Raw genomic sequence first — 11,615 nt, 5'->3', positions numbered from 1 at the left:
TAGGAAGGTCTGTTCGCGCAGCGTGCCGCAGGCATAGACGCGCTCGTTTCCACACTTCCCACGAGGTCTTATGAATTCTTAGGGACTTCCAAATAAAAAAGTATCCAAAAATCTCTTGTGGAACGGGCGTCGCACTGCGTGCCGCTGCGCTAACGCCCGTTCATATCGAGGGCGGGTAGAGAGGGATACCCACCCCACAAGATGGATAATTTATTTCTTGGAAATGCCTTAATATGTGCAATAGCATTAACCACCAAATTAATAAATACCAGTCCAAGAGCGAAATATTGGAAGAATGTAAGAAATAGGTGCCACTTCTCCAACTTTGACCCGGACTTGCGTCGTCGTACCAGATGATAGGTTGAGTGCTGGTCCATTTGAAGAAGACCATTTGTATCCACTGACAGTGTTTGGGTCTTTTTGCAGTTGTACCTCGACTTGCACGCGAGCTGCGCTACTATTAGCAAGGCTCTTGGCTAAGTCTTCGTTACCGACTTGCGCTGTAATATCACCAGTTGTCACAGGAAAGGGAGAAACGTTGGTGACGACTCCAACAATTCCACCAAAGCGATCGCGCTTGACAACGCTGGGTGTCACCTGTACAGTCATACCAGGTTTTATTTGCTTACCATCCTTATCAGCAAAGTAAACAAGACTTTGGAGTTTAGCATTAGAATATTCAGCTTCAATAGTCCCAATACGGGTGCCAACGCTGATAACTTGACCAGGGAGAACGCCAACTTCCAAGATGCGACCATCAAATTTGCTGGTAATTTGGCTTGATTGAGTCAGTTGCAGTCTTAACTGCGCAATCTTGCTTTTCACTTCCTGAATTTGATTTAATTTATTAATTGACTTTTCTAAATCTTGTTGAAGCAGTTTAGTTTTTTGGGCTTCGATATCTTTAATTTTGGTTTTGATTTCGTCAAGTTTATTAAGATTTTGTAGATAATCCCGCTCTGCATTAGTTCTTTGAACTTTAATTTCTTGAATATTGTTTTTGATATCGTCAACTTTGTTGAGGTTTTGTAAATATTCGCGATCGCTACTCGTTTTTTGAACTTCAAGGTCTTTAAGCTGTGCCTCAATATCTAACACTTGCGCCTGAGCGTTTAATAATTCCTGCTGAGATTGCAGCAGCGCATCCTGGCTAATAATCTTTTGTTCAAACAAACTACGACGAGTTTCAACTCGTTGTTGCAAAGTTTGCAGCAATGACCTGATTTGTGATGAACGCTCCTGAAGACTTTTGCGTTTTTCTGCTAATGCAGTGAGAGTTTTTTTGTACAAAACTGGCGCAACTTGTTCTCTTGACAAGCTTTGCTCAAAGCTTTGTCGTTTTTGCTCTAATGCTTCAAGCGTTTCATTATGCAGAATTGGTGCGACTGACTCTCGACGTAGGGTTTCTTCAAAGTCTTTTTGCTGCTGTTCGAGCGTTCTTAGTTGCAGCGCTATTTGCTGCTTTTGTAGCCTATCAGTGTTTTGGTTCTGCTGTTGCAGTTGAACCAATTTTGCTTTTTCTTGTTGTAGTTGTTGTTTAATATTAGATTGGTCAATTGTAGCTAGTACTTGACCTTGCCTAACGACATCTCCTGCCTTAATATTCAGGGTTAACAATTGACCAGCACTGCGTGCTTGAAATTGCACCACATGACGAGGTCGGATCAACACACCAGAACCTGTAACGGTGAGTGGAATTCGCCCAACTACGCTCCAAACACCAGCCACAGCTATCAAAAAGCCCATAGAAACTAAGGGTACCCAGGCTTGGGGGCTCGTTACCTGCATCAGTCGGTCAAGTTGCTCCGGTGAGGACAGGCGTTCTAGTGCTTGAGTACGAAAGAGTTTCCTTTCTTTATTTTGCATCTTGTCTATTCTTATGAGGACTTACGCAACCATGAGGTTCGATAACCCCGCTACAGGCGTGGGGATGTACGCCCTCCAAGTGCTTTCACAAGCTACATCAAGGGCATGGCTACTGCAGGCTAGCAGAAGTAACTCACCAGTAAAAATGTGGTGTCAAACTGGCAGGACTTACGCAAGTCTCACAAGTTTGAGACAGCAAGACAAGCGACCTGCATACATGGCTATAGACGGACGTTTAGTTGTTGATTGAGATAATTTGATAGCAATCCATTCTTAAGTTGATAAATAGTTTGACCAATTTTGTACGCCAACTCTTTAAGTTTCAGCCAGACTGACATGGCACAAGCAATATAAATTTTATGAATATGTTGTTTAAGGCACTATTAATATTCTATACCAGTTAATTACTTCAACTTTGGTGATATTCCTCTATTTTCCAAAGAATTTCACACAAAATTTGTACAACATTCTTAGAATCTTGAGTCAAATAATGAACTGCACCACAGGCAGAAGTCAGACACGAGTACATTGTGCCTGAGCGGCATCTAAAAAAGGATCGCTCGTGTCGCCCATCCTACAACAAGCTTGAATTAGGCTAGAGACAGAGGAAAACGATTCATAAAATAACATTACTAACATCATGTTGAACTTTCTCAACTCCCTATTAGGACGTGATCTACAGCAAGTAAAAGCCAATGTTGAAATCTACACCTGGCAAACCTGCCCATATTGCATCCGTGCCAAGATTCTGCTGTGGTGGAAAGGCGTGAAATTCACCGAATACAAAATCGATGGTGACGAAGCAGCTAGAGCGAAGATGGCAGAACGTGCCAATGGACGCCGCACAGTACCGCAGATTTTTATTAACAATCAGCACATCGGCGGATGTGATGACCTTTATGAACTAGATACGCAAGGTCAGTTAGATCCTCTTCTCACCCAATCTGCTGTTTAGAAGATACACAAATAAAGTCAAAAGTCAAGAGTCAACACTCAAAAATTCTTTTGACTTTTTCCCCACCTCCCCTTGTCCTCTTTTTAGGACTAAGAAAATGCTACTTGAGTACTCAGAATATCTTATACATCGGCAATGGATGAGTCGCGCCTTAGACTTAGCACAAATTGCGGGTGATGCGGATGAAGTACCCGTAGGCGCTGTTATTGTTGATTCGTCCGGAAGTTTGATTGCAGAAGGTGAAAACAGGAAACAACGTGACAATGACCCTACAGCTCACGCGGAAATTATTGCTATCAGAGCAGCGGCTCAAAGGTTAAAAACTTGGCGTCTGAACCAATGCACCCTTTACGTTACTCTGGAACCGTGCCCAATGTGTGCAGGTGCTATTGTACAAGCGCGTATAGGACTTTTAGTTTACGGGGTAGACGATGCCAAAACTGGTGCAATTCGTACTGTCGCCAATATCCCCGATAGTGCTGCTTCCAATCACCGCCTGCGTGTCATCGGTGGGATTTTAGAGTCTGCCTGTCGTCAGCAATTACAAGCTTGGTTTACTCATCGGCGACATATTTCTAACTAACGGACAGAGATAAAACTGTCCAGTTGGTGCTACAAAAGTCAAGGAAGAAAATCTACGGTGTATTTAACAGAGTTTTGAATGTATTCAACCCAACAGCCACCAGCCACCGTCATGATTGAGTTTAACTCTTCCTTTGATACTTCCTGTGACAATCCTGCTACTACGCCAGAAAATGCTAAGGTGGCTCATATTACTACCTCTGAGATTTCTCCTTGGTTAGGTCATTTAGCGTATTTCTTGGGGGGTCACTTTGTTCTACCGTTTTTCTTTGGGCGGATTAAAGTCAGTGGACAAGAAAACCTCCCCAAAACTGGTCCTGTTATCCTTGCTCCCACCCATCGGGCGCGTTGGGATTCGTTGCTCTTACCGTACGCAGCTGGTCGCTGCGTGACTGGACGAGACTTGCGATTCATGGTTACGATCACCGAGTGCCAAGGGTTGCAAGGCTGGTTTGTCCGACGCTTAGGGGGGTTTTCTGTAGATCCTCAACAGCCCTCAATTACCACTCTGCGTCATAGTGTAGAATTACTTAAAAATGGAGAAATGTTGGTTATTTACCCAGAGGGTGGCATTTTTCGTGATGGTAAACTTCACCCTTTAAAGCCAGGAATTGCTCGTCTGGCTTTGAGTACTGAGTCTAGTCATCCAGGATTAGGTATAAAAATTATACCTATCAGCATCAATTACAGCCAACCGTTACCTACATGGGGTACGGATGTGAGTATTCAGATTGGTTCCCCAATACAAGTTGTAGATTACGCTAGAGGCACCTTGAAACAAAATGCCAAACGTCTCACTGGTGATTTGGCAATAGCTCTCAAAAAATTAAGCCATCAGGAATCAGAAGTTACTACTCACGCATTTGCAGAAATTGCTAATAGTTAGTCATTATACCATTTGACTTAAAGTTTGCACTTTAGGAGACACCTCGTGCAGGCGAACAACGGCAAGGGCAAGGGAGAATTATTTGTAGCGAGCATGAATCGGAATAAATTGTTTGCGTTCTTAGTACAGCGACCTAAGGTGCAGCTTTGTAAAAACACCTCCTGATTGTTAGGGGCAATGAATGAAATTTGTAAATCCCCTAAAAACTTGTGGGCAATGGTAACAGTGACCTAAATTTCTTGGATTAGGCTAGAGTCAGCTATTGGGAGTAGGCTTTTTATCCTCTGTCTGTCATTATCAGGAATTGGTTGTTTTGAATCATTTCGTCCCCCAGTTTTTCCTAAGGATCTGCTACGGCTTTGCGTAACTGTTGCGCTGCTAGCGCCGCTACGAGATGCATTCACCTTTTTGTAACCAAATCACTGCAAATGACCGCTTAGTTGCCACCGTTATGGTTGAGATACCATTGCTGGATATAGAGCAGATTACTGGGTTTATAATGCATTTCTTGCACGACAATCTTAGGCTCGGCAACTAAAACCTCTTTTAGTCCTATCAAACGGTTGGCAATTTTAAAAGATTTTCTATCGCTTTCTAAAAACGAACTCTTCACCACTTCGTTGTCAAACTATCCCCAGACTGATTTGTGATACACATGTAGTTGAAAAATCAGAGCAATTTGTACCTTCATTGATAGCGGCGGATTAGCTAATATGCACGGGCTAGGGGAACCTAGTTTCATTCATTTTGAGTCTAAATCAGGGAAACTTAATATGTGGCTTTGTTTTGTCAAAGTTCAAAACAGAGTTAAGATACCCGAAGTTTCATAACTGCTTTTTTAGTTATCTCTCTAAATGACCTCATGAACTTGTCTGGAACCGTTCCTATAATTCGCTTCACTTCCTTAGCAGTGATAGCAGCCCTCAGCTTCTTATCACCCGTTAATGCTCAGGTACAGCTACCAAGTGGCTCTAGTCAACCACAACCTATTGATCCCAACGATCCAAATAACCTTCGTCCCACAGCACAAAATAACAGCCTTTTGAGCCTTGAGGGAGGAAAGCGTCTTATGACAGACGCAAGTAATGCAGTTTCTTCCCAAAACTACGATGTAGCAGCAAAGAAACTCCAAGAAGCACGGCTTGTTTTTAATCAGCTTTCTAATTTTTATCAAGACTTGAATTCTAGCTTTTCTGGAATTGACACCAGAGTTGCTGATGCTCAACGGAAAAAGGCGCTAGAAACTGCCCAAATGCGGGATGAAGCCACCTACCAGCTAGCATTGGTACATAGAGCGCAAAATAAGCCGGAATTAGCTGTACCGTTGCTCATTCAAATCGTTAAGAGCCAAAACCCAACACGGGATTTAGGTAAAAAAGCTTATCAGCAGTTGTTGGAGTTGGGCTTTGTTGATGCTCCGTTTCCTAGAGGGGGTGGCAGTGCTTCTTCCTCTCCCTCTTCCTCTCCGTCCTCCTCTCCCGCTCCCTCTTCCTCTCCGTCCTCCTCTCCCGCTCCCTCTTCCTCTCCCTCCTCCCGGAAGAAATAATCAAATTACCTCTCTCCTCACCTCCCCACCGCCCCCCCTTCAGCCCAATGCTAGGATGGGATTATAATCAATGGTGGGGACTCTTGATGTTTGAATCCCTATTAGGGTTTGAAATAGATGTAGTCAACTGTCACACATTTAATTTGCCTACTGTCAACAGGAAAAATGCTTGCTAACACAATTGTTGTGGAATTTTGAATTGTGTAGACGCAAAGCAGGTTCCGGCAGGGGATTTTAAATTTTGAATTGCCCAGATACGAGGCGTTACAATCCCTATTAGGGTTTGAAATGATCAGGAATTGCGATGATTAGTCCGCAACAAGTACAGGAAATGATAAAGGCAGAACTGGCAGATGCCCTAGTTCAAGTGCAAGACTTGACTGGAGGTGGTGACCATTATCAAGTGACAGTAGTTTCATCGCAGTTTGCAGGTAAGGGACTTGTGCAGCAGCACCAGTTAGTCTATGGTGCGCTGAAGTCAGCCATGTCTAGTGAAGCGATCCATGCCTTGGCACTAAAAACGTATACTCCCGAAGCTTGGCAAAATAGTCCTCAGTCCTAAGTCTTGAGTCAAGACAAAGGACACAAGGCAATACCAGTCATGAGACCAAAAGTAAGATAGGAAACAAAAAGACAATGACGCCAGAACTTAAAGAGCGAATTGATAACTTGCTACAACAAAACAAAATCTTGGTTTTCCTCAAGGGAACCAAGTTAATGCCGATGTGTGGTTTCTCTAACAATGTCGTGCAAATACTGAATACCTTGGGAGTTCCCTTCGAGACAGTTAATATTTTGGATGACTACGAACTGCGCCAAGGAATTAAAGAGTATTCCAACTGGCCAACAATTCCCCAAGTGTATATCAACGGTCAATTCGTTGGTGGTTCAGACATCCTGATAGAACTGTACCAGAAAGGCGAATTGCAGCAAATGGTGGAAGTCGCACTCGCTTCGTGAAGTTAAGCAGATTGCAATGAGCACTCACCTCACAGCAAAACAGTCATGAGTGCTAAGGAGGTTCTCCGACAGGCAGTTGCTACCCTGCCTTAAGGCATCCTCCGGAAGAAACTGTCCGTCCCACCCTTGGAAAGTGTCCGTGGCCTCTACAAGGGAGGGAAGCCTCTCTATGCGACCCGGCCACACTTGGTGAAGCGCGTAAGCTCCGAACCTGAGCGAGGCACCGCTAGCTTGCCCAAAAGGCATAAGGCATAGTTTTGAGCAGAGGGAACCCTCTGCTCAGATAACTCTTGAGAATGCACTGCCCTCTGATTAGACTTCTTGCATTCATTCCAAAAAAATGAATAATTAACTGCAGATGGACGCAGATGAAATCTACCTTATGCAATCTTGTCTATTGAAGAGCCAGTGCTGGGGGTTCCCCCCAAGCGGCGTGCAAGTGGCGTGCGACTTGCTTTATGAAGTAATGAGTGAGTTGATAAGTCAGCCCACTCATGGCTCATGACTCCGGGTTGTCGTGTTGTAATTGTAAAGAAATATCTCCATTTTTTGACAGACGGGCAATGCAGATAATAGATATGCTATAATCATCTGCATTGCGCCGCGACGGATACTATTTCTCATTGAGAAAAAATATTAATAGTAATCCGGTTGGGGCTGTGTCATTGTAAAGTTTGATACATCGTGCAAGTAGCGATTAGCTTCCTCCTCTAAGCGATGAATCAGATACGGTTCAATGGCGTTACTGTGTTGCAGTGCGGCTATATAGCCATCCAAATACATCCGCATATCATCCGTACGATAACCGCGATTCCATAACTCGACGAAGGCGTCGGTTAGTCTTTGGTAATAGCGAATGGTTTGTGTGTCTTGGAGCATAACTGCTGATGGAAAACTGTTTGGAATAGAAAATTGTAATTTATTGAATCTGAGATGTGAAGTCTCACTTTCAGTTTGGCATTAACTAAAAGAAGATATCTCCCCCAAAGGGACATCTCACGAGCAGCTACAGACTATCTCGATCCTATTCCAGAAAACTGGGAATATGATTCTCAGGTAAGCTATTGTTATAATTATCTCAACCAATAGCCCAACTGGGTAGCGGGGTGTGCGAACCGATCTATACAACAATATCGAATTTGCTTTCACCATAAAGCTGAAAAAATTTTTTGGTAACGGTTAGCTTGTTTGGTGACACTTTTTCAGTCAATAGCACCCCTTTTTCAGCAGGATTTTTAATCAAAAGTACTTTTGCTAAGTCTAACAAAAATTTAAGAATATTACTAACTTGGCTTTGGCTAAGGCATTAATTAAACACCTTGCCAGTATTGGTATTAGTAAATATGAAGCCAAAAGCAATTGAGGTAACAAGGATTACAAAACCTAAGACATAGGCTTTGTTACTTTGAAATTCATATACGCTAAGGGGTCTTGCCACCGTGGGTTCGGTTTGTATTGAAATCGTTGAGGGAAATCCCCATCTGAGGTCATTGCTAGGCTGGCACTTGCAACAACTGGACTATCGGGTGCATCAAGCCGCAAGTATTTATCAAGCTAGAGAAGTGTTTTTAAGCCATCAACCAACACTGGTGATTCTCGATGCCGACTTACCTGATGGTGATGGCATTGAGTTTTGCCGTTGGTTACATCGTCAACAACAGCCTTTAATTTTAATGCTTTCTGCCCGTAGCAATGAAGCTGATATAGTCACTGGTTTGAAAGCGGGAGCAGATGACTACCTCAGCAAACCTTTTGGGATGCAAGAGTTTCTTGCACGAGTTGAGGCACTCATTCGTCGCAATCGCACACCTGTTGCACCAGCTTATTTGGATTATGGCTCTTTGCAAATTGATTTAGTACAGCGTCGCGTTCGCTTCCAAGGAGAGTTTATTGACTTAACACCGCAGGAATTCAGTTTGCTATACGTTTTGGCACAAGCTGGAGGAGTGCCATTGAGTCGGTCAGAACTGCTACGCCGTGCTTGGCCTGATGCCATAGACAACCCACGCACCATTGATACTCATGTTCTATCGTTGCGGAAAAAAGTTGAACTAGATCCCCGCCAACCTAGTTTAATTCAAACCATCCGTAATGTAGGATACCGTTTTAACATGGAAATTTTAAATGCCAATATTGGACACTCATCAACAAAGTTACCTAAAGAAAGGTTTAACAATCACCGTTCAACGCTTAGCACTCAGCGCTAAGGGTAGTGGGTAGTGGTTAGTAGGACTTTTAGACAACCTGCAGCTACTAACCAACAACTATCAAATAACAACTCTAAAATCCAAATTCATCTTCGGCTTTTGCTTGCGTCAAGCTTTCTCTTAAGTTAACCCAGCTTATATCAGACGCTTTTTGATTGACAAGTAAGCGCCCTTGCTGTAAATACAATAGACGTGTACAAAACTTCTGGGCTAGCTCTAGCTGGTGATTTACCATAACAACCGTTGTTTGATGACTTTGAGCAATCTGGCTTAAAGTTTCTATAAGATGCTCAGCTCTACCTAGATCTAGGGCAGAGGTTGGCTCATCTAACAATAAAATTTTCGGTTGAATAACTAAAGCACGAGCGATCGCCACAAGCTGTCGCTGTCCAAGAGAAAGTTGCACCTCAGTCCGCGCTGACCATTCCTCTGGAATTTGTAACTGTTTTATCCAGTGACTCACGCGTTCCTCAATTGTCTGTTTGGGTAAACCACGCAAAACCAGGGGATATGCCAACGCTTCTTTCACTGTCATTCCCAGCAGCTTGGACTCTTGGGCTACCAGTGTCACTAAGGAGCGTAGCTGCAATACAGGAATTTGGCGATACTCCTGATTATCCAGATAAATTTTACCGCTCGTAGGTTCACTCAGACGGTTCAGGAGGCGTAATAAATGAGTTTTCCCTGCACCGGATGGTCCAACAATGGCAACGCGTTCTCCCTCAAATACCTCAAAGGAAATATCCTGTAATATTGGGTGTCCCAGCGTACCCTTAATCTGGGTTTTCAAGCTGGCAAAAAGACTGACTTGTTCTAGGCGCAGTTGTGCTTTTAGGGTATGTTTCCCCATCTGCGTGTCTTGTTGAGTCTCCAAATTAAACCTTTAGTAATAAATGTCCTTTAAGTCTCACGCCAATGTAGCACGGCATCAGTAAAGGATGTAGCGGATAGTTTGTCTTTAGGTTTCACACAAATAACTCATCCGTTACATCCGTTATTGGTTTCAATAAGGTAGGTCATCAGTTGCCTACGCATCCGTGATGCTTTAATTGATCTTACCTTGCGCTAACGCTGTGGCGATCGCCCAACCATCAACTAACAGCAGCAACAGGGTCAAGCCAAGTAAAATTAAATACATCCAAGGTTGTGCTAAAGGATAGACATCTGTGGTGTCTATTCCTGTCTTTTCTTGCACAAGTTTCACCAAACGGGCAAATCCGGCTACACGCATTGGTAGTAGATAAGCTTTTCCTTCCTTGCTCAGGAAGTAGTAAACCAGTCCTCCTTGACCAGTTGTACGGGGTTTTAACTGTTTCACTTCAGACCAAGGTAAAGACCAGCCTTTGCGGAAAAAACGCGGTACCCATTGAGGATAAGTTACCTGAATTTCCTGGTCATCTACAATGACGCGTTCGCTCAACGCTGCATACAGAGCAATAAAACCTATGATAATGCCCACCCACAGTAATGCTGGTGGTACGGGTGCTGCTGTTACCTGGGAAAGAAAAGGCAACGGTGTTGTGAGTGCTATGTATAGACTTAAAAGCGTGATTCTAATTAAAGGAGAGAGGCGAAATACAGAAGATGATGTATCGGCTGAGTTTGCTGTCACGGCTCCATCATGATCGTTGTGCTTTAAGTTAATACTAACTGGTAATTATAAAGCCCAATTGTGAGCGTATATTATTATCGTTATCATTTACTGCCAGATCCAAACCTAGCTAACAACTCCTTGTAACTTTACAGGCATAAAGCACATCTAACCCGTAGGTCGTCCGAAAATACTGATTGATTCGAGTCCCTGTCATCTGGCTGATCTCAAACCGCTCAACACAGTACTCCTCACGCGGCAAAAGCGCTTCAATAAATGGTAATCCTGGGGCATATATAAAGCTTCCCTGCGGTTTCAATGCGGATAACACATCCATGTAGCATTGGGCATACTGTTGCAAATGCCCTGAAGGACGCAAGTAGTGATGGAGGAAATGATTGGAGAACGCCATATGCGAGATAATCGTTCCCCAAAAGCCTGGAACAAACGGGAAATTGAACCAATCCGCGTTTATGATGAGCTGATCTGGATCACTTCCTCGATCAACCCCAAAAGCAAGATTCCCTTGAGATCGTAAAAAATGAACCAACTCGCCGTTTTGTCCACATCCGAGATCGAGAATTGGGTCAAGCAGGTGTTCAGTAGGAGTGTGTAGGATGCGAAGTTGTAACTCTGGGGAATACTCGCTACAGACGGGTGTACTGAAGACGAAATCACGACTGAGATTCCTTGATGCAAGGTCGAGAACAAATTGCTCAAGCTGGATTTGATGCACAGCAAGCACTTCCTTGAGGAGTTTGGGAAGATGAGTGCTGTGTTTACAATCTAAAAGTCCAGAGCGAAAATCACCCAGAAATCTCACATATTCCGCTGTTAATATCGTTTTCTCCTGCTCTCCAACAACCAGAAATTGATTTTTTGTTTGAAAAAACGCGATCGCCTGTTTGATGAAAAACTGCGAGGTTTCATTTGAGCGTTCATCCATCCAACGAACAACCGAGTCCTGGTTTTGACCGGAAAACGAGACGCAAGCCCCTGGCTTTAGACATGGGGATAAGTCG

At 43.6% G+C, this 11,615-nt stretch carries 15 protein-coding genes and 1 pseudogene; 7 read left to right on the top strand and 9 right to left on the bottom strand.

The window, feature by feature from the left end; translation table 11 throughout:
* Positions 1-258: 258 nt before the first annotated feature.
* The gene (locus AACT52_RS08290; RefSeq protein WP_073636487.1) at positions 259-1,866 is read right to left on the bottom strand and encodes an NHLP bacteriocin system secretion protein; all 1,608 of its coding nucleotides are present in this window, start codon (positions 1,864-1,866) and stop codon (positions 259-261) included.
* Positions 1,867-2,034: 168 nt separating this feature from the next.
* Positions 2,035-2,219: pseudogene (locus AACT52_RS41295) on the bottom strand (hypothetical protein); the annotation flags it as partial.
* Between the two features lie 287 nt (positions 2,220-2,506).
* On the opposite strand from AACT52_RS41295, the gene grxC reads away from it, so the two are divergent.
* From grxC to AACT52_RS08270, 3 genes are all read left to right on the top strand, one after another.
* Complete coding sequence (grxC, locus tag AACT52_RS08280; protein ID WP_073636485.1) at positions 2,507-2,821, top strand: glutaredoxin 3; 315 nt, start codon at positions 2,507-2,509, stop codon at positions 2,819-2,821.
* Between the two features lie 97 nt (positions 2,822-2,918).
* Positions 2,919-3,404: a tRNA adenosine(34) deaminase TadA gene (tadA, locus tag AACT52_RS08275; protein ID WP_073636484.1), complete on the top strand. Its 486-nt coding sequence runs from the start codon at positions 2,919-2,921 to the stop codon at positions 3,402-3,404.
* A 78-nt stretch (positions 3,405-3,482) separates the two neighbouring features.
* Positions 3,483-4,289, top strand: coding sequence for a lysophospholipid acyltransferase family protein (locus AACT52_RS08270; protein ID WP_233154253.1), 807 nt, complete (start codon positions 3,483-3,485; stop codon positions 4,287-4,289).
* Positions 4,290-4,306: 17 nt separating this feature from the next.
* Here AACT52_RS08270 and AACT52_RS41290 read toward each other — a convergent pair whose 3' ends face one another.
* Positions 4,307-4,507 carry a hypothetical protein gene (locus tag AACT52_RS41290; RefSeq protein WP_143173016.1) on the bottom strand — a complete coding sequence of 67 codons (201 nt, stop codon included), beginning with the start codon at positions 4,505-4,507 and terminating at the stop codon, positions 4,307-4,309.
* 218 nt (positions 4,508-4,725) lie between these two features.
* Positions 4,726-4,902, bottom strand: a complete 177-nt coding sequence (locus tag AACT52_RS08265; RefSeq protein WP_158055022.1) for a hypothetical protein — start codon at positions 4,900-4,902, stop codon at positions 4,726-4,728.
* A gap of 249 nt (positions 4,903-5,151) precedes the next feature.
* On the opposite strand from AACT52_RS08265, the gene AACT52_RS08260 reads away from it, so the two are divergent.
* The 3 genes from AACT52_RS08260 (at position 5,152) to grxD (ending at position 6,795) form a co-directional block, all read left to right on the top strand.
* A complete protein-coding gene (locus tag AACT52_RS08260; protein ID WP_233154252.1) occupies positions 5,152-5,835 on the top strand; it encodes a hypothetical protein in 684 nt (227 codons plus the stop codon).
* Between the two features lie 304 nt (positions 5,836-6,139).
* Positions 6,140-6,397 (top strand): BolA family protein, encoded by a 258-nt coding sequence (locus AACT52_RS08255; RefSeq protein ID WP_073636482.1) that lies wholly within the window; start codon positions 6,140-6,142, stop codon positions 6,395-6,397.
* A gap of 74 nt (positions 6,398-6,471) precedes the next feature.
* Entirely contained in the window at positions 6,472-6,795 is a 324-nt protein-coding gene (gene grxD, locus AACT52_RS08250) for a Grx4 family monothiol glutaredoxin (RefSeq protein WP_073636481.1), read from the top strand.
* A gap of 636 nt (positions 6,796-7,431) precedes the next feature.
* Here grxD and AACT52_RS08245 read toward each other — a convergent pair.
* Positions 7,432-7,674 carry a DUF6761 family protein gene (locus AACT52_RS08245; protein ID WP_041036493.1) on the bottom strand — a complete coding sequence of 81 codons (243 nt, stop codon included), beginning with the start codon at positions 7,672-7,674 and terminating at the stop codon, positions 7,432-7,434.
* A 241-nt stretch (positions 7,675-7,915) separates the two neighbouring features.
* Positions 7,916-8,062 (bottom strand): hypothetical protein, encoded by a 147-nt coding sequence (locus AACT52_RS41285; protein ID WP_158055020.1) that lies wholly within the window; start codon positions 8,060-8,062, stop codon positions 7,916-7,918.
* A gap of 172 nt (positions 8,063-8,234) precedes the next feature.
* Between AACT52_RS41285 and AACT52_RS08240 the strand changes: the two genes are divergently transcribed.
* Entirely contained in the window at positions 8,235-9,002 is a 768-nt protein-coding gene (locus AACT52_RS08240; protein ID WP_073636479.1) for a response regulator transcription factor, read from the top strand.
* A gap of 73 nt (positions 9,003-9,075) precedes the next feature.
* Here the strand turns inward: AACT52_RS08240 and AACT52_RS08235 are convergent, their stop codons facing one another.
* The 3 genes from AACT52_RS08235 to AACT52_RS08225 form a co-directional block, all read right to left on the bottom strand.
* On the bottom strand, positions 9,076-9,852 hold the full coding sequence (locus tag AACT52_RS08235) for an ABC transporter ATP-binding protein (protein WP_073636478.1): 777 nt from the start codon (positions 9,850-9,852) through the stop codon (positions 9,076-9,078).
* A 195-nt stretch (positions 9,853-10,047) separates the two neighbouring features.
* The gene (locus AACT52_RS08230) at positions 10,048-10,614 is read right to left on the bottom strand and encodes a hypothetical protein (RefSeq protein WP_073636477.1); all 567 of its coding nucleotides are present in this window, start codon (positions 10,612-10,614) and stop codon (positions 10,048-10,050) included.
* A gap of 109 nt (positions 10,615-10,723) precedes the next feature.
* Positions 10,724-11,615: class I SAM-dependent methyltransferase (locus AACT52_RS08225; RefSeq protein WP_233154251.1), on the bottom strand; the 892-nt coding region annotated here is incomplete at its 5' end.

It is taken from the genome of Scytonema sp. HK-05 (genome assembly GCF_963872035.1).
Taxonomy (GTDB): domain Bacteria; phylum Cyanobacteriota; class Cyanobacteriia; order Cyanobacteriales; family Nostocaceae; genus Kalymmatonema.
Note: the sequence above shows the minus strand (reverse complement) of the source record. Positions and strands in the feature narration are given on the sequence as shown.